The sequence below is a fragment of the Collinsella aerofaciens genome, assembly GCF_040910265.1.
Taxonomy (GTDB): domain Bacteria; phylum Actinomycetota; class Coriobacteriia; order Coriobacteriales; family Coriobacteriaceae; genus Collinsella; species Collinsella aerofaciens_BK.
Genome location: NZ_JBDGAW010000002.1, coordinates 66,457 through 84,416, shown reverse-complemented (window position 1 = coordinate 84,416; position 17,960 = coordinate 66,457). Strand labels below are relative to the sequence as shown.

The window sequence follows — 17,960 nt, the reverse complement described above, 5'->3', positions numbered from 1 at the left end:
TCGTCGATTTGTGACGTCGCTAGAAGTTGGCGTCGTTGAGTTGTTCGCTCTCGAGTCCGTCGAGTTGCTGTTGCTCGGGCGTATCGGCGATGCTCTCGAGCAGCTCGGTGGGATCGACGTTCATACTCTTGCCGGCTTCGTTGCCGTTGACCAGGTCGTCCGAGAAGATGTCGACTTCCATTTCCTCGGCCTCTTCGATCAGGATCTCGAGCGGCACCTGGGTGCGCACAAGTTTGACGGCCGGACGCATGCGGGCAAAGAGCGGTACGTACTCAATGATGATGGCCGAGTTCTCGAGACCATACCAACGTGCCGGGCTTCCGCAGGCGCGGCGGACGGCGTACTTGATGGCCATCACACGGTGGTCGTTGCGGTTGATGTCCGTCTCGGGGGCGAGCATCTTGCGCAGCATGCAAAAGCGGAAGTCGCCCACGTTGCCGCGTGTCTCGTAGATAGAGTAGGTGTGATGTTGCGGCGGCAGCTCGCCCGATGCCATCAAGTCGCCGACGATCTGACGCAGATAGGCGTTGACGCGCTGGTTGACCTTAAAGCCCAGGTCCAGGCGAACGCGGAAGAGGAAGTCTGTGCCAAAGGTCTCGACGGAATACTCGTGCGTATAGGGTTCGTCGGTAACGTGCACGTTGATGAACCAATATGCCTTGGCGCGCTTGGGGTGCTTGTCCAGGATGGAATAGAGCACGTCGCGGTCGAGCGTGAGCGGGTCGGGGCTGTTGGTGAGAAATACCAGATTGTCGGCGAGCACGGGATAGGTCTCGTCGTTGCGCAGGCGGTTGAGCTGATCGATGTACTTGGAGACGGGCAACAGAATCGTCTGCGTGCGCTCGATGGCGGTGCCACGGCGCCACACGTACATAAGGCCAAACAACAGTGCGGCCAGGAAGATCATCACATAGCCGCCGTCAAAGAACATGGTGAGGCACGAGGCAAAGAAGCACAGCTCAATGGCACCGAAGAGCAGGGCGAAGACGCAGGCGCCCAGCTTGTGCTTGAGGATGCCGGCGATATAGCTCGTCAAAAGCGTCGTGGTCATGAGCATGGTCACGGTAATGGCGAGGCCGTAGGCGCTCTCCATGCGCTCGGAGTTTTGGAACAGCAGCACGATGAAGATGCAGCCGACCCACATGATGTTGTTGACGAGCGGAATATAGAGCTGGCCCTTGGTGTCGCTGGGGTAGTGGATGCGCAGGTGCGGCATAAGATTGAGACGCGTGGCCTCGGATACCAGCGAGAACGAGCCGGTGATGAGCGCCTGCGAGGCGATGATGGCCGCCACGGCCGAAAGTACGATGGCAAAGGGGCGCAGGGGCTCGGGGAGCATCATATAGAACGGGTTGACGATGTCCATCGCGAGCATCTGGGGATTGGAGTTGTTGGCGAGCAGCCAAGCGCCCTGACCCAGATAGTTAAGGATAAGGGCCGCCTTAACAAACGGCCAGGATGCGTAAATGTTAGCTTTGCCCACGTGGCCCATGTCCGAATAGAGCGCCTCGGCGCCGGTCGTCGACAGAAAGACAAAGCCGAGCACCATGATGCCCGAGTGGTTGATGGGCGAGAACAGGAACATGATGCCGCGGATGGGGTTGAGTGCGCGCAAGATGGACAGGTTGCCGAGCATGTTGAACAAGCCGGCGCCCGCCAGGAACAGGAACCATAGCGTCATGAGCGGACCGAAGAGCTTGCCGATTGACGAGGTGCCGGCGCGCTGCATGGCAAACAGACCACAGATAATGATGATGGTGATGATGATCACATTGGTTTGCCCGTCACCCAAAAGCGCGTGGCCCCATTCGATGGTGCGCAGACCCTCGATGGCTGTGGTGACCGTGACGGCGGGGGTGAGGATGCCGTCGGCAAGCAGCGCTGCGCCGCCGATCATGGCGGGCAGAATCAGCCATGGTGCCACTTTGCGCACCAGGCTGAACAGGGCGAAGATGCCGCCTTCGTTGTGGTTGTCGGCCTTCATGGCGATTACCACGTACTTGACCGTGGTCACGAGCGTCATGGTCCAGATGACGAGCGAGAGCGCGCCCAGGATCATGTCCTCACTGACGGTGCCGATGCCGCCGTTGTTGGCGACAATTGATTTCATGGTGTACATGGGGCTCGTGCCGATGTCGCCATAGACGACGCCGAGCGTTACGAGCAGCATGCCAGCGGAGAGGGGAATGGCTCCATGCCCGCCTTGACTACGCTGGTCTTGGAGGCTTGCCTCCAGTTCGTTGTGTGCCACGTGGACTCCCTTAGACATCCGGCCTCTGCCAAGAGCAGTAGACCTTTATGCCATCTTTATACAAGAGCAGTTTGGCACATTGGTTAGCTTTAGACAATAATCCCCAGATGGGGATTATTCATATACGCAGGCAGCATTTCAAAGCGGGGGCTATTAAGCACGTGCTGCTTGAGCGATACCGGCTTTGGCGCTTGCGCGTTTGCCGGCGAGTTCGCAAAAGAGCGCGCCGCCGATGATAAGTGCGGCACCCATCAGGCGGACCGGTGTTATGGTTTCGCCCAAAAGGACGGCCGAGAACACGACGGCCGAAAGCGGCTCGAGGTAGCCGACGACGGCGACGGTCTGCACGGGCAGTTTGGCGACAGCGCTAAAGTAGAGCAGGCAGCCGATGCCGGTGTTGACGACGCCGAGCATGACGACGGCACGCCAATCAATACTGGCGGCGACACCGGCGGACAGGAATGAGGGGACGCCTTGGGTGACGAGCGTGAGGACCAGCGCGGTCACAAAGGCGGCGCTCACCTGGAGCGCGGAGTTCTCGAGACCCTCGATGTGCGGCGCGCCCTTGCTGGCGATGACCATCAGTGCATAGCAAAATGCCGAGGCGATGCCGCAGACGATGCCCGCAATGGGCATGTTGCCGCCTAGACCTTGCGCTGCAATGAGAAAAGCGCCGCAGGCGACGGCGATAAACCCGGCGATTTTTCCGCCGGTCAGCTTTTCGCCAAAGATGAGCGGGGAGAGCGCCATGACAATGATAGGGCCGCAATAGTACAGCAGCGAGGATGCGCCGACGCCGATCGTCTGGTAGGCGCGGAACAGAAAAATCCAGCTGGCGCCCAGCGCGGCTCCCGAAAGGAGGAGGGCTGCGGCTTCGCGGGGGCGAGATGGCGCCTGCAACTTATGGCGTTGGGTGATGGCGAGGACGGTGACAAGCGAGAGCGCGCCCAAAAACGTGCGTAGTAACACGATATCGGAGCTCGGCAGCGCGATAGCAGCGGCGATGATGCCGTTGGAGCCAAACAATAGCAATGCTGCTAAGTACGTAAACAGTCCGTTGTTCATACGCTGACATCCCCTCTATATCCGAGCATGTTCACTATGGGTGAACTGGCTTTAGAAGAAAAGCGAATATAATGCATGGCAAACATGATAAAAACTCATGAAAAGGTGGGGACGTGCCGTGGAGGCCAATATCCAAAAGATGCAAGTGCTGCTTGAGACGGTGCGTGCCGGCAGCTTTACGCGTGCTGCTGAGCGCCTGAGCTATTCGCAGTCGGGCGTAAGCCGCATGGTGGGCGACCTTGAGGCAGACTGGGGTTTTAAGGTGCTTGATCGCAGCCGCGAGGGCGTGGTGCTTTCTGCCGACGGGCGGCAGGTCATGCCGGCAGTCGAGGCGTTATGCGAAGAGTTTGGCCGCCTACAGCGACGCGTGGACGAGATGCGTGGGCTCATGCGTGGCAAGATCTGCATCGGTACGTTTTCGAGTGTGGCGACCCACGTGCTGCCGCCGGTGATTGCGCGCTTTCGCGCCGATCATCCGGATGTCGATTACGAGCTGTTGATGGGTGATTACTCCGAGATTGAGCAATGGGTGGCGGAAGGCCGCTGCGACCTGGGCTTTATCCCGCGCGAGCCACGCGGCACCGGCATGGCGTCGCGGCCGTTGGTGCAAGACGAGCTGATGGCCGTGGTGCCAGCGGACTCCTCGCTTGCCACCGCGGAGGTCGTTTCCCTTGCCGATTTGGCAAACGAGCAGTTTATTCTGCTGGAACGCGGTGGCGACGACGAGATTACGCCGCTGTTTCGCCGCACGGGCCTGGCGGTGCGTTCTAAGCTGTCGACCTGGGATGACTATGCGATTATGGCTATGGTCGAGGACGGCCTGGGCGTGAGCATTCTTCCGGCGCTCATCTTGCGGCGCTGTCAGTTCGATGTCGCCGTGCGCCCGCTCGAGGGACGTCCTCATCGGCAGATCAACGCGATATATCGCACGGCCGATGTTTCGCTTGCTACCGCCCGTTTCCTCGAATACCTCTAAACGTGTGCGCGTCATTGTCCGCTTTGGGCAAATCTCAGAGTCCGGTACATTTTATTGTGAAATTGAACTTCCGGATAATGCGCCGCGCTATACTGCTTGCTAAATTGAACTTTGGTTCAATTCGTGTTCTATAAATTGAACTTTGCCAGCAAGGAGGTTCTAGTGGCCCAAGAGACGTTTAGCGATCGCCTGCGACAGACTATGTCCGATCGCGACGTTCGCCAGTCGGACGTAATCCGCGCATCGGAGATGCTCGGCAAAAAACTCGGCAAGAGTCAGATGAGCCAATATGTGAGCGGCAAGACGATTCCGCGGCGCGATGTGGCAGAGCTACTCGCCCGCATTTTGGAGGTCGATGTTACCTGGCTGCTCGCCGGTGACGCCGACCAAGGTGAGACGTCCTCGTCCCATAACGTTGCCAAATCCGAACCTAGTCCCTCAGCTCAAATTCCAAGGAGCACCACCATGCGTACTTTTTCTAAATCCACCAAGCTCGATAACGTCCTGTATGACGTGCGCGGTCCCGTCGTCGACGAGGCTGCCCGTATGGAGGACGAGGGCGAGCGCATCCTCAAGCTCAATATCGGCAATCCGGCGCCCTTCGGTTTCCGCACGCCCGACGAGGTCATCAAGGACATGCGCCAGCAGCTGCCCGACTGCGAAGGCTATTCCAACTCGCGCGGCCTGTTCTCTGCGCGCAAGGCGATTATGCAGTACTCGCAGATCAAGGGCCTGCCCAATGTTCAGATGGAGCACATCTACACGGGCAACGGCGTGTCCGAACTCATTCAGCTTTCGATGAACGCTCTGCTCGACAATGGCGACGAGATTCTGATCCCCAGCCCCGACTATCCGCTTTGGACGGCGTGCGCAACCCTTGCCGGCGGCCATCCCGTGCACTATCTGTGCGATGAGCAGGCCGATTGGTATCCCGACCTGGAGGATATGGAGTCCAAGATCACGAGCGCGACCAAGGCCCTCGTCATCATCAACCCCAACAACCCCACGGGCTCGGTCTACCCGCGCGAGGTGCTCGAGGGCATCGTTGAGGTTGCGCGCAGGCACCAGCTCATGATCTTTGCCGATGAGATCTACGACCGCCTATGCATGGACGGCTACGAGCACGTCTCGATTGCCTCGCTCGCTCCCGATCTGCCCTGCGTCACCTTTAGCGGCCTTTCCAAGTCGCATATGATTGCGGGTTATCGCATCGGCTGGATGGTGCTTTCGGGCAACCAGCGCTGTATGAGCGATTTCATCATGGGCATCAACATGCTCTCCAACATGCGCCTGTGCTCCAACGTGCCGGCTCAGTCGATCGTCCAGACGGCGCTCGGCGGCCATCAGTCGGTTAACGACTACATCCGCCCCGGCGGCCGTGTCTACGAGCAGCGCAACTTTGTGTATGAGGCGCTCAACAAGATCGATGGCATCTCGGTGGTCAAGCCGCGTGCGGCGTTCTACATCTTCCCCAAGATGGATGTTAAAAAGTTCAACATCACCGATGACGAGCAATTTGCCCTCGACCTGCTGCACGAGAAGAAGATCCTGATCACGCGCGGCGGCGGCTTTAACTGGGCCGAGCCCGACCACTTCCGCATCGTGTACCTGCCGCGCATGGAAGTGCTCAAAGAGTCCCTCGAAGACCTCGCCGACTTCTTCGATCATTACCGCCAGAGCTAGTGGGATAGAAGCTCCGCACTATGAAAAGCTCCCTGCAGTTGTTTTGCTGCAGGGAGCTTTCTTGAATCGGCGGAACTATATAACAATCCCGTTGCAGTGATCGATTTCGTGTTGGATGATTTCGGCGGTGTAGCCCGAGAAGTTTTTGATGCGGTGGACGAAGTTCTCGTCCAAATACTCAACCTTGATGCGGCGATAGCGGGTACAGGGACGCTCGCCGGCCAACGAGAGGCACCCTTCGCTCGTCTGGTAGGCGTTGACCTGCTCAAGAATTTGCGGGTTGTACATGAGCAGCGATTTGCTGCCGTCCTTTACGCAGATGATGCGCTTGCGCACGCCGATCATGTTGGCGGCGAGGCCCACGCACTCGTGCTCATGCTCGTGGAGCGTATCCAGGAGGTCCTGCCCGGTCGCGGCATCGTCGGGCCCCGCGTCTTCGGAAGGCAGGCGCAAAAAGAACTCGGATTTCATGATGGGCTTAATCATGGCGGGCTCCTCATGTCTCATGCTTTCGTGGACTTTTAATAATAGCGCGGAAGGAAAGCTGCGCGTCCGCGTTACAATCTTTCGACGTTGGACCATGTTGTCAGATTCGTCGTGTACGGCGTCTGGCGTAAGTCTAGGGCTCATTTTCGCCCTGGACCGTTCCTCTGGGGCGATGCGATTGTCGTTCTAAGAGGAAGGAATTTCATGGGGACCAAATCCCAAAAGCAAACTCAATCACCGTCGACAGCCTCGGCGATTCTCGTCGTAATGTATGCTGCAGCCTTTGTCGCCGCGTTTAACGAGAACATCATTAACGTGGCGTTGCACGACATTATGGCGGCCTTTTCGGTGAGTGCCACCACGGCGCAGTGGCTTGTTTCGGGCTACATGATCGTGACGTCGATCTTTACGGCCATTATGGCCTTTCTGTCCGGCCGTTTCTCGACGCGCAAGCTGCTGTTTTTCGCATGCGGATGCATGGTCGCCGGCGAAGTCCTGTGCCTGTTCGCTCCGTCGTTTAGCGTTTTGCTGCCAAGCCGTATTTTGCAGGCTGCGGGATCGGGCATCTTGTTCCCACTCATGATGAACGTGGTGCTGTCTTGCGCCCCGCGCGAGAAGCTTGGCCTGTATCTGAGCCTGGGCGGTGCCTGCATTACGCTGGGGCCGGCGTTTGGACCTGTGATCAGCGGTCTAATGTGCACGTTGTTTGGCTGGAGGGCGGTGTTCGTAGTGCCGCTGGTGGGCGGCATTGTGGTCGCTGCGGCGGGCGTAAAGCGTGTTCAGAATGTCGGAGAGCGTTCGAACACCACGCTTGATATTCTGTCGGTAGTTTTGCTCGCCGCCGGTATTACGGCTTTTGTGTATTCCGTAGGCGAGTTCTCGACCAATCTGATTGCCGGCATCGTGACACTCTTCGCCGCCATTGTGCTGCTCGGCCTGTTTGCGGCCCGCCAGCTCAAGCTCGAGCATCCGGTGCTTAACGTGCGTCCCATGGCGAGCGTTCGTTTTTGGCCTGCGTGTCTGCTTGTGGTGGTGTCGATGATGACAACGTTCTCGATGAGCGTTTTGTTGCCGCTCTATTTTGAGGGCGCATACGGCATGACCGCACTTATTGCGGGCTTGCTCATTTTGCCGGCGATTGCCTGTAACGCCGTGACCTCGATTGTGGGCGGACGCGTGATGGACGCCCGTGGCGCATGGCCACTGCTGCCGATTGGCTTTGCCCTGATCGCCGTGGGACAGACTGCCATCTCGATGACGGCGGCAAGCATGAACATCGGCGTTGTCGTGGCGCTGACCGTTGTGGTGTATGCCGGAGTCGGTTTGGTGCTAAGCCCCTCGCAGACGGCCGGCTTGGAGACGCTGCCTGCCGCTGAGCATCCTCACGGAACGGCATTGCTCAACACGTGGAACATGATTGCCGCATCGTTTGGCCCGTCGCTGTTTATCGGCCTGCTCTCGAGTTCTGCGGCGACTGCCGGCGCCGTTGGCACTGCGACCGACGTTGCCCAGGCGATTGGATTTGCGGTAGCCGTGCGTGTGGCGGCTGTAATTGCCGTGGTCGGATTTGTGGTATCGGTTGTGTACGCTCGTCGCGAGTCGCACATGTCGCATTAATGTGTGCACATAGATTCTGCAGCTAGATTGAATGGCGACACCATAAACTAATGGACGTTTTGCCGAGAGGCATGAATGTTTAAAGCGCAAAGAGTGCGCGACGGGCCCCGCGAATGGGGCGATGATGCCCGAGAGGGCCAAGAAGGAGTCTCATGTCCGAGAACGAAGAGATCATGAACGAGACCGAGAACGAGACCATGGCTGCCGAGGTTGAGGCAGTCGAGACCGTGGAGACCGAAGCTGCCGAGGCTGAGGCTGCTGACGAGGTTTCCGCCGAGGAGGAGGCCGAGGTTGTCGAGGCCGCCGTTGATTACGATGACGAAGAGCTGATGGACAAGATGCAGAAGGCCGCCCGCCTGCTGCGTAGCCGTCGCTTTGCTATTTCCAAGGAGGAGGAGGCCAAGGCCGAGCGCATGGCGAACATCGAGCGCGCCATCAAGCTTCTTGACCTCAAGCCCAAGATGGAGCAGAAGGAAATGTCCGACCTGCTGGGCATGCGCCTTCGTGAGCTCGATGGCCTGATGGCCGAGGCCGAGGCTGCCGATCTGGTCGGCCGCATCGACGACGCCGAGGGCGATATGCGCAAGATCGTCGTCTTCGCTGCCGAGGATGCCGCTGAGGGCCTGGTCGAGCTTGCCAACAAGAAGGAGAAGCTCCTGCCCGAGCTTTCTTACGAGGAGGCCACCGAGCTGATGGCCGCTCTCGATAAGGTTATCGCTCCGCTCGTCGCCATGGGCCTGGACGAGGACCGCGGTCCTCGCGGCGGCCGTGACGACCGCGGTGGCCGTGGCGGCGACCGTGGCGGTCGCGGCGGCTTTGGCGATCGCGGTGGCCGTGGCGGCGACCGTGGCGGTCGCGGTGGCGATCGCGGCGGCCGTGGCGGCTTTGGTGACCGTGGCGGCGACCGTGGCGGTCGCGGCGGCTTTGGCGGCAACCGTGGTGGCTATGGCGATCGCGGTGGCAACCGTGGCGGCTTCGGCGGCAACCGCGGTAACGACCGTGGCGGTCGCGGTGGCGACCGTGGCGGCCGCAACGGTGGCGGCTTCCGCGGCAACCGCTTTTAGGGGTTACGCGGTTCTACGAACCGCGTAACTAGTTGACGCTGCAAACCCGCCAGAGCGGCAATCTGCCTTTCAACTTCGGCGGCATGACCAGAAGGTCAATGCCGCCTCGTTTCAAGGCACCTTGCTCGCTCTGGCGGGTTTTCGCTGTCGGTACCAAAACATCGGCGTTGCCTTGATCGAAACCTGCCAAAAAGGGACAGGTTTATTTTGGTCGGTTTTATCTGGGCAAACGTGGTCGTCTATCGCAATGTAGTCGTTGGGAACGTTCTTGTTGGACTAGTCGTTTAAGAACGTCACCAACGACTACATAGTATGAGAGTGGATAATCTCCCGGTTTGAGTCTGCATTTGAGCTCAAAGTGGGAGATTATCCACTCTCATTTGCTATGCGTCCGAAAATCCACGCTCGTTTGTTTTCTGCCTACATTTGGAGGAAGAGCTCGTGGAGGCGGGTGTCTTCGTCGAGTTCGGGGTGGAAGGTTACGCCGAGCTGGTTGCCCTGGCGGGCGGCGACGATGCGCCCGTCGACTTTCGCTAAGGCCTTGGCGTCGCCGTGGACCTCGACGATTCGGGGCGCGCGGATAAACGTCAGCGGCACTTCACCGTCGATGCCGGCTACCTGCCCCTTGGTTCGAAAGCTGCCGAGCTGCCTGCCGTAGGCATTGCGCTCGACAAGTACATCCATGGTTGCCAGGCGCGGCGTGCCCTTATCGTCATGGGCGGCAAGGTCGTGAGCCAGCAGAATCAGGCCGGCGCAGGTGCCCAGGACGGGCATGCCTTCAGCGATACGGGCACGAAGCTCCTCGAGCATGCCCAACTCATCAAGCAGCTTCCCTTGAACGGTGGACTCGCCGCCGGGAAGTACCAGACGGTCAAAGTCCTGCTTCAAATCAGCCGCCTGCCTCAGCTCAATACAACGTGCGCCCAGCTCGGACAGCCTTGCCTCGTGCTCGGTAAAAGCACCTTGGACCGCCAACACGGCGACCGTCTGGTCTGCGTAATCGCTCATGTGCGATCCTTTCTGCCGGACTAGCGTCCGCGCTCCTCCATAATGATCTCGATCTCGTCGGCATTGATGCCGACCATGGCCTCGCCCAGATCCTCCGAGAGCTCGGCGATGAGCTTGGTGTCGGTGAAGTTTGCCACGGCCTTGACGATGGCGGCGGCGCGCTTGGCGGGGTCGCCGCTCTTAAAGATGCCCGAGCCCACAAAGACGCCCTCGGCATCCAGCTGCATCATCAGTGCGGCGTCGGCAGGAGTCGCCACGCCGCCGGCGGCAAAGTTCACGACGGGAAGCTTGCCCGTGGCGTGGACCTCGCGCACTAGCTCGACCGGAACCTGCAGCTGCTTGGCTGCCTCAAAGAGCTCGTCGTCGCGCAAGGCAACAACGTCGCGGATCTGCTTTTGGATCTTGCGCATGTGGCGCACAGCCTGGACCACGTCGCCCGTGCCCGGCTCGCCCTTGGTGCGGATCATCGTGGCGCCCTCGGCAACGCGGCGCAGCGCCTCGCCCAAGTCGCGGGCGCCGCAGACAAACGGCACGTCAAACTGCGTCTTGTCGATGTGGTAAACATCGTCGGCAGGGGAGAGAACCTCGGACTCATCGATGTAGTCGATCTCGATGGCCTGCAGGACCTGGGCCTCGACGATGTGGCCGATGCGGCACTTGGCCATAACGGGGATGGAGACGGCCTCCTGAATGCCCTTGATCATCTTGGGGTCACTCATGCGCGACACGCCGCCGGCGGCGCGGATGTCGGCCGGGATGCGCTCGAGGGCCATGACGGCGCAGGCGCCCGCCTCCTCGGCGATGCGGGCCTGCTCGGGCGTGGTGACGTCCATGATGACGCCGCCCTTAAGCATCTGCGCGAGCTCGCGATTGAGTTTGACGCGATCGGCCTTGCTGGTCTGTTCTGCCATGGTTGCTCCCTTGGTTGGCATGTGTATTGCTTGACGGAACATCCTATAGGGGAGCTGGGTATGGCGGAATAATCAGTTTTCGAGATAATAACAAGGTCAGACTAATACCAGATTGAATGACACGATAAGGTCAGGTGGCAAACTCATGCTTGACTACAATTTGGAACAACGTGGTGGAGCATCGCTCTATGAGTATGTTTACCAGCAAATTCGAGACGATATCGTTGCCGGTCGCATTGCGGCGGGGGAGCACCTGCCGTCCAAGCGTGCCTTTGCCAGTCATCTGGGAATCAGTGTCATTACGATCGAAAATGCATATAGCCAGTTGCTCGCCGAGGGCTATATTTGCTCAAAGCCTCGCCGTGGCTACTACGCGTGTGAGCTTCCCGAAGCCCCGGTTCTGGCTTCGGCTGCGGAGGATGCCGACCGAGATGCTGCTCCTGCGAGCTTTGGCGTTCATGACTCCTATGGACAGCCTGAACAATTCGCCGCGCTTTCTCCTTCTGCCTTGGAAGCCGCACGTCTCTGGCAAAGTGCTCTGCGGGCGACGTTGACGTCCGAAGATGAGCGCGAAATCTTCTCACCCGCACCTGCGCAAGGCACCGCGCGTCTCCGGCGTGCAATCGCTCATCATCTTCGCGGGACGAGGGGCATGAATGTCAATCCCGACAATATCGTCATCGGTGCGGGCGCTCAGCTGCTCGATACGATGCTGGTTCAGCTGCTTGGCACGGACAAGATTTACGCCGTCGAGGACCCGGGCTACTTGCGTCTGACGCGCATCTATCAGGCCATGGGCTGCAAAGTGCGGCATATCCCGCTGGATGGTGAGGGCGTTAACTTGGGTGAGCTGCTCGATGCTGGGGCGGACGTCCTTCACCTGATGCCGTCTCATCAATATCCGACTGGCCTGGTGACGAGCATCGCGCGTCGCTACGCACTGCTGAGCTGGGCTGCCGAGCAGCCGGGTCGATACCTCATCGAAGATGACTTTGATTGCGAGTTTCGCCTTGCCGGCAAGCCGATTCCCGCGCTTGCTTCAATCGATGCCGCTCAATCGGTCATCTACACCAATACTTTTTCGAAGAGTCTATCATCGGCCCTGCGCTTGGCGTACATGGTCCTGCCCGATGAGCTCATGGACCGATTTAGGCGTGAATTGGGTTTTTATGCCTCGTCGGTCAGCTCCGTAGATCAAGTCGCGTTGGCGCGCTTGCTTGAATCGGGCGATTACGAGCGTCATGTGAACCGGGTGCGCGTTCGTGCTCGTGAGGCGCGCGATGGTCTGGCGGCAATTGTGCGCAAGGCGTTTCCGACAGGGGAGGTGTCGATCGAGCATGCAGACGCGGGCCTTTACTGCACCGTGGTTGCGGAGTGCGAAGCGGGCGGAAGCTCTTTTGCACGGGCCCTCATGCACTCGAGTATCCCTTTTATCGATATCAGTGACTGTTTTTGGTGTACCGATGGCGCATCTGTCCCTGAAAACTCAACTCAAATTCTTGTCCAGTATGACGATCTGAGCCCGAAAGTGCTTAAAACCTTGGAATTGCAGCTAACGGGGCCGCTCTGCAACCTAAGTGAGTAGACTTGTGGCACTTTGGCGACCAGGCAGTTTTGTAACAAGCTATCTACCTGTGGTTTTGAAAAAGCAGGATGACCGGCCTGCTCGGGATGTTTAAAAAAGTCTACTCACTTGCCGCGCAAAGCTTCCGCACGAGAAAAAAATGGGGTTTTCAACAGGGCTTCGTCCAGTTCTCGGCAAGCTTTTGGTCAGTTGGGGAGGGCTGTTGAAAACTTAGCAGTCCGTTCGACGCCATTTTTTGGTGCGTTCGTACCAATGCGAGACCGATTGGGTTGAAATTCGTGTTTTCCTGTGCTTATGAAGGACCTACTTTGTGACATATCGGCTTTTAGGTACTGGCGTTTGCCCCCTCAGGTTCGCGCTTTGTGTCCGCCGCTTCCACGGCCGGAAGAAGACCGGCAGCGATATGATCTCGCCCGTAACCCGACGGCTGCGGTTGCGCTCGGCTTTCCGTTGTATGCATTGGTTCGGACGAGAAACAAGCGGACTTGTCCTGCCAGCATTAGGCAGCGGCTGTTCCTCGGTGAGCTCCCCAGGGAATCCGTGCTGGAAACGGAGCATGGATTTTTGATCACGTCTCCTCTACTTACGGCATTCATCATGTCGCGGCATCTGACGGATCTTCAGCTTCTTTTGGTATTGGCGGAGATGTGTGGCTTGTTTGCGGTGTGCGCTCTGCCGGTGGCACTTGAGGCGGAGCTTACGCGTGCAATTGATTCGGGCGCGATTTCGACAACGTTCGGTTGGGTGCGCTGTCCGTCCGAGGACGGCACCGCCTCAAATTTATGGCGTCGAGACGCTTTGGTTTTGGGCAGAGACCTTGACCGTTTTTGTTCAGATGTTTGCGGGATGCGTTACGGCAATAGATTTATGGCGGTATCGCAACTCGTTCCATTGGGCGCCGCGTCGCCTTTTGAGGTCGAGGCGTATTTGTTGCTTGCGCTGCCGCGAGCCCTGGGAGGCGAAGGGTTTTGCGACATAGAGCTCAATGTCGAAGTGACGCTAAGCACAAGTGCTCGAGCGATTGTGGGAAAGTCCCGTGTATATATCGACCTACTACTTTCTTCGCCGGACAGCAGGCGACAGGTGGCCATTGAATGACAGGGAAAGGCCTCGCACGGACGCGCAGGGGATGGCTTGCGTGACGCCGACCGCATGACGGCCCTTCAGGCCATGGGCTACGATGTACTTCTCCTGACATACAGACAGATATCCGATGAGGATAGATTCCGCGCCGTCGTTAAGGCCGTATGCAGGATGCTCGATGCTGAATATCGTGATAAAAGCTCAGATGAGCAAAGGGCTGAGACATTACTCCGGTCTGAACTATTCGTTGACTGGACAAAATTGGGAGTAATCGACGGAAAGGTGACCGTTAGACGCAAAACAGCTCGATCGTGGACGGCTGCGGTTCTAAGTGAGTAGACTTTTGGCACTTTGGCGACCAGGCCGTTTTGTAACAAGTCATTTACCTGCGGCTTTATAAAGCAATATGGATGGTGTGCTCGGCAAGTTCCAAAAAGTCTACTCACTTAGTTTTTGACGAGCAACCGATGCCGAAGGCGGTCCTATTTCAGGGAGTATTTCAGGGCGTTAACGAGTCCTCGAGACACAAAAAGGCCCGAACCGTGCGGTCCGGGCCTCATCGAGCTAGAGATTGTCTCTCAGGCGGCTGGCTTAGCCAAAGTAGCGCTTGAGCAGGCCGGCGAAAGCCTTGCCGTGACGGGCCTCGTCGCGAGCCATCTCGTGCACGGTGTCGTGGATGGCATCGAGGCCGGCGGCCTTGGCGCGCTTGGCAAGATCGGTCTTGCCGGCGGTGGCGCCGTTCTCGGCCTCAACGCGCATCTCGAGGTTCTTCTTGGTGGAGTCGGTCACGACCTCGCCCAGGAGCTCGGCGAACTTAGCGGCGTGCTCGGCCTCCTCGTGGGCAGCCTTCTCCCAGTACAGGCCGATCTCGGGGTAACCCTCGCGATGAGCGACGCGAGCCATGGCCAGGTACATACCGACCTCGGAGCACTCGCCCTCAAAGTTGGCGCGCAGGTCGGCAACGATGTCCTCGGAGACGCCCTCCATCTTGGCGACGCCCACGACGTGCTCGGCAGCCCACTCGAGCTGGCCCTCCTCCTGCTTCAGGAAACGAGAACCGGGAACGCCGCACTGGGGGCACTTGAAGTCCTCGGGCAGCTGGTCGCCGTCGAACTCTTCCACATAACCGCAAACGGGGCAAACAAACTTCATGATTCGATCCTTTCGATCGATGGCGATTGTGCGCTCGTCCGGTCCCGTAAGGGCCCTCTCCGGACGTGCGTCTTGACGAGTTCTATTATCCATAAATGCAACCAAATGTGAAGCCTATTAGGAATGATTTTTAATAAAACAATTTTGAGATATGAAGATGTTGATTGATTAACGATTGGCAGGCCGTCTTTGACCGCCGCTGAGTACAATCGGTCGAGCAAATGTTGACCCATCAACAAATAAAGGAGTTTCCTTTATGCATCTAGCCCGTCGTGCCTGGTGCCGAACATATCAGACGGTTTTTCGCATTGCATTGCCGATCCTGCCCTATACCGAGCCGCGCATTTTGGAGCATGCCGAGGATGTGCCCGCGGTGCTTCAAAAGCGCTCGATCCAGAAGGTCCTTATCGTGACAGACCCTGGTATTGCACGTTTGGGGCTCACGGCATCACTCGAGCGTGCGCTTGCGGCTCAGGGGATTGGCGCTACGGTCTATGCCGAAACGCGTGCGAACCCCACGGTCTCAAACGTGGAGGAAGCGGCGGCGCTGTATCGCGAGAACGACTGCCGGGCCATTATCGGCTTTGGCGGAGGATCAGCCATGGACTGCGCCAAGGGTGTGGGGGTGCGCATTGCGCAGCCAAACAAGCCCATCAACAAGATGCGTGGCCTGTTGCGCGTCCACCGTCTCCTGCCGCTGCTTATTGCGGTTCCCACTACCGCCGGTACGGGAAGCGAAGTCACGCTCGCGGCGGTTATCACCGATAACGAGACGCACTATAAATACCCCATTAACGACTTTGTGCTCATCCCGCGTTTTGCGGTGCACGACCCCGAGTTTACGCGCGGGTTGCCTGCCTCCATTACGGGGCAGACGGGCATGGACGCCCTGACGCATGCTGTCGAGGCCTTTATCGGCCGTAGCACCACGCCCTACACGCGCAAGATGGCGCGTCAGGCGGTCCAGCTCATCCGCGACAATTTGCTCGAGGCCTATGAGCATGGCGACGACATGCGTGCGCGCCGCAATATGCTTTCGGCGGCGTATAAGGCAGGCGTTGCGTTTACCCGCTCCTATGTTGGATACGTTCATGCCATCGCACACAGCTTGGGCGGGCGTTACGGGATTCCGCACGGCTTGGCCAACGCCATCATCCTGCCGCATATGCTTCGCGCCTATGGCGAAGCTGCTGTTCCCAAGCTCGCCGATCTCGCCCGCATGGCCGGTATCGCGCCGGCTACCGCGCAGGACAGTCTTGCGTCCGAGGCCTTTATCGATTGGGTCGACCGCATGAACGAGGCCCTGGGAATCCCCAAATATGTCTCGGGTATTCGCCGCTCCGATATTCCGCAAATGGCGTCCCATGCCGATGCCGAGGCCAATCCCCTGTACCCCGTTCCTCTTTTAATGGACCGCCTGGAGCTCGAGCATATGTACGAAGTTGTTGCAGGTGGTATGTTTGAGGACGAGAACTAGGAGGGTCCATGAACACCGAGGAAATTGCGCGCATCGTCGGCGAGCAGCGCACTTACTTTAAGACGCATACCACGTTTGATGTCGATACTCGCCGCCGTGCACTGGTGCGCCTGCGCGATGCGGTTCGTGCGCACGAGGCCGATATTGCCCATGCGCTCAAGACCGATTTGGGTAAGTCACATGACGAGGCATATATGTGCGAGATCGGCACGTCGCTTTCCGAGATTCGTCATCAGATTGCGCATGTGGCTCGATGGAGTCGTCCGCGCCTGCGTCCGTGTGACCTCGCTAATGCCGTGAGCGTGTGCAAAACGCAAGCCGTGCCCTATGGCGTCACGCTCATCATGGCGCCCTGGAACTATCCGTTTTTGCTGACGCTCGAGCCGCTCGCCGGCGCGCTCGCTGCAGGCAACACCGTGGTCATCAAGCCGAGTGCCTATGCGCCGGCTTCGAGTGCGGTGCTCAGGCAGATTTGCGAGGAAGCATTTGATCCGCGCCTGGTGACGGTCGTCGAAGGCGGGCGTGCCGAGAACGAAGCGTTGCTCGATGAATGCTGGGACAAAATCTTCTTTACCGGTAGTGTTCCGGTCGGCAAGCTCGTCATGGAGCGCGCGAGCAAAAACCTCACGCCCGTGACGCTTGAGCTGGGCGGAAAGAGTCCCTGCATCGTGGATGCGACGGCAAACTTGAAGGTCGCGGCACGACGTATCGCCTTTGGTAAATGGCTCAACGTGGGGCAGACCTGCGTGGCGCCCGACTACCTGCTGGTCGATACGCGCGTGCACGATGAGCTGTTGGGCCTCATCAAGGAGGAGGTCCGTCGCATGTTTGGTGAGCACCCGCTCGACAACGAGGACTACGGTCATATTGTCAACGCCAAGCATTTCGCGCGCGTACGCGGGCTGATCGACCCCGATAAGGTTGTGCTGGGAGGAACGGCGCGCGAGTCGTCGCTCAAGATTGAGCCGACGATCCTAGACGGCGTGACGCCCGAGGATGCCGTGATGCAGGAGGAGATTTTCGGCCCCATCTTGCCGGTGCTGACGTTTGAAGGTCTAGACGAGGCCGAGGCGTTTATTATGGAGCGTCCGACGCCGCTGGCCCTGTACATCTTTAGCCGGGACCGCGCGGTGCAGCAGCGCTTTGTGCGCTACGTGCCCTTTGGCGGCGGCTGCGTTAACGACACGATCATGCATCTGGCTACGAGCCATATGGGCTTTGGCGGCATGGGCGCAAGCGGCATGGGACAGTACCATGGCCGTGAAAGCTTCGATGCGTTTAGCCACAAGAAGAGCATCGTGAGCAAGGCAACCTGGCTGGACGTGCCGTTCCGCTATGCGCCCTACGCAAGCTGGAAGCACAAGTTCGTGCGCATGTTTGTGCACTAGAAAAAGGCGCGGGCAATACGAACAGGTGTTCCTATTGCCCGCCATTTGCGTTAGACTACTGCCACGGGGTGCGGATGGGCCAACTCCCTTTAGAAGGGAATTGGTATGAGCGTAAGCGATGTTATTTCGTTATTGGCGTTGTTAATCGCGGCTATCGAACTCGGCCTGTTTATCGGCCGAACGAAATAGCCGCCCCCGTGTAAGCGAAGACGGC

Annotated in this window: 14 protein-coding genes; 8 read left to right on the top strand and 6 right to left on the bottom strand. The window is 58.7% G+C overall.

The features are described 5' to 3' along the window. Window positions 1-19: 19 nt before the first annotated feature. Both AB5Z14_RS01885 and AB5Z14_RS01880 read right to left on the bottom strand, forming a co-directional pair. Window positions 20-2,269 carry a KUP/HAK/KT family potassium transporter gene (locus AB5Z14_RS01885; RefSeq protein ID WP_368130041.1) on the bottom strand — a complete coding sequence of 750 codons (2,250 nt, stop codon included), beginning with the start codon at window positions 2,267-2,269 and terminating at the stop codon, window positions 20-22. Between the two features lie 135 nt (window positions 2,270-2,404). Beyond that, a complete protein-coding gene (locus tag AB5Z14_RS01880) occupies window positions 2,405-3,316 on the bottom strand; it encodes a DMT family transporter (RefSeq protein ID WP_368130040.1) in 912 nt (303 codons plus the stop codon). A 118-nt stretch (window positions 3,317-3,434) separates the two neighbouring features. On the opposite strand from AB5Z14_RS01880, the gene AB5Z14_RS01875 reads away from it, so the two are divergent. After that, complete coding sequence (locus tag AB5Z14_RS01875; RefSeq protein ID WP_368130039.1) at window positions 3,435-4,292, top strand: LysR family transcriptional regulator; 858 nt, start codon at window positions 3,435-3,437, stop codon at window positions 4,290-4,292. Window positions 4,293-4,493: 201 nt separating this feature from the next. Continuing rightward, the gene (locus AB5Z14_RS01870) at window positions 4,494-5,975 is read left to right on the top strand and encodes an aminotransferase class I/II-fold pyridoxal phosphate-dependent enzyme (RefSeq protein WP_368130104.1); all 1,482 of its coding nucleotides are present in this window, start codon (window positions 4,494-4,496) and stop codon (window positions 5,973-5,975) included. A gap of 75 nt (window positions 5,976-6,050) precedes the next feature. On the opposite strand, the gene AB5Z14_RS01865 is transcribed toward AB5Z14_RS01870, so the two are convergent. After that, window positions 6,051-6,461 (bottom strand): peptide deformylase, encoded by a 411-nt coding sequence (locus AB5Z14_RS01865; RefSeq protein WP_368130038.1) that lies wholly within the window; start codon window positions 6,459-6,461, stop codon window positions 6,051-6,053. A gap of 204 nt (window positions 6,462-6,665) precedes the next feature. Between AB5Z14_RS01865 and AB5Z14_RS01860 the strand changes: the two genes are divergently transcribed. Continuing rightward, on the top strand, window positions 6,666-8,078 hold the full coding sequence (locus AB5Z14_RS01860) for an MFS transporter (protein WP_368130037.1): 1,413 nt from the start codon (window positions 6,666-6,668) through the stop codon (window positions 8,076-8,078). 152 nt (window positions 8,079-8,230) lie between these two features. After that, a complete protein-coding gene (locus AB5Z14_RS01855) occupies window positions 8,231-9,142 on the top strand; it encodes a hypothetical protein (RefSeq protein ID WP_368130036.1) in 912 nt (303 codons plus the stop codon). 420 nt (window positions 9,143-9,562) lie between these two features. On the opposite strand, the gene pdxT is transcribed toward AB5Z14_RS01855, so the two are convergent. Continuing rightward, a complete protein-coding gene (pdxT, locus tag AB5Z14_RS01850) occupies window positions 9,563-10,150 on the bottom strand; it encodes a pyridoxal 5'-phosphate synthase glutaminase subunit PdxT (RefSeq protein ID WP_368130035.1) in 588 nt (195 codons plus the stop codon). A 20-nt stretch (window positions 10,151-10,170) separates the two neighbouring features. Continuing rightward, complete coding sequence (pdxS, locus tag AB5Z14_RS01845) at window positions 10,171-11,061, bottom strand: pyridoxal 5'-phosphate synthase lyase subunit PdxS (RefSeq protein ID WP_368130034.1); 891 nt, start codon at window positions 11,059-11,061, stop codon at window positions 10,171-10,173. A 145-nt stretch (window positions 11,062-11,206) separates the two neighbouring features. On the opposite strand from pdxS, the gene pdxR reads away from it, so the two are divergent. Together pdxR and AB5Z14_RS01835 are read left to right on the top strand one after the other, a co-directional pair. Then, window positions 11,207-12,646 (top strand): MocR-like pyridoxine biosynthesis transcription factor PdxR, encoded by a 1,440-nt coding sequence (gene pdxR, locus AB5Z14_RS01840; protein ID WP_368130033.1) that lies wholly within the window; start codon window positions 11,207-11,209, stop codon window positions 12,644-12,646. 540 nt (window positions 12,647-13,186) lie between these two features. Further along, the gene (locus tag AB5Z14_RS01835; protein WP_368130032.1) at window positions 13,187-13,744 is read left to right on the top strand and encodes a hypothetical protein; all 558 of its coding nucleotides are present in this window, start codon (window positions 13,187-13,189) and stop codon (window positions 13,742-13,744) included. Window positions 13,745-14,320: 576 nt separating this feature from the next. On the opposite strand, the gene AB5Z14_RS01830 is transcribed toward AB5Z14_RS01835, so the two are convergent. After that, window positions 14,321-14,881 (bottom strand): ferritin family protein, encoded by a 561-nt coding sequence (locus AB5Z14_RS01830; RefSeq protein WP_022094328.1) that lies wholly within the window; start codon window positions 14,879-14,881, stop codon window positions 14,321-14,323. Between the two features lie 256 nt (window positions 14,882-15,137). Between AB5Z14_RS01830 and AB5Z14_RS01825 the strand changes: the two genes are divergently transcribed. Further along, window positions 15,138-16,358: an iron-containing alcohol dehydrogenase gene (locus AB5Z14_RS01825; protein WP_368130031.1), complete on the top strand. Its 1,221-nt coding sequence runs from the start codon at window positions 15,138-15,140 to the stop codon at window positions 16,356-16,358. A gap of 8 nt (window positions 16,359-16,366) precedes the next feature. Further along, window positions 16,367-17,746 (top strand): aldehyde dehydrogenase, encoded by a 1,380-nt coding sequence (locus AB5Z14_RS01820; RefSeq protein ID WP_368130030.1) that lies wholly within the window; start codon window positions 16,367-16,369, stop codon window positions 17,744-17,746. Window positions 17,747-17,960 lie beyond the last annotated feature (214 nt).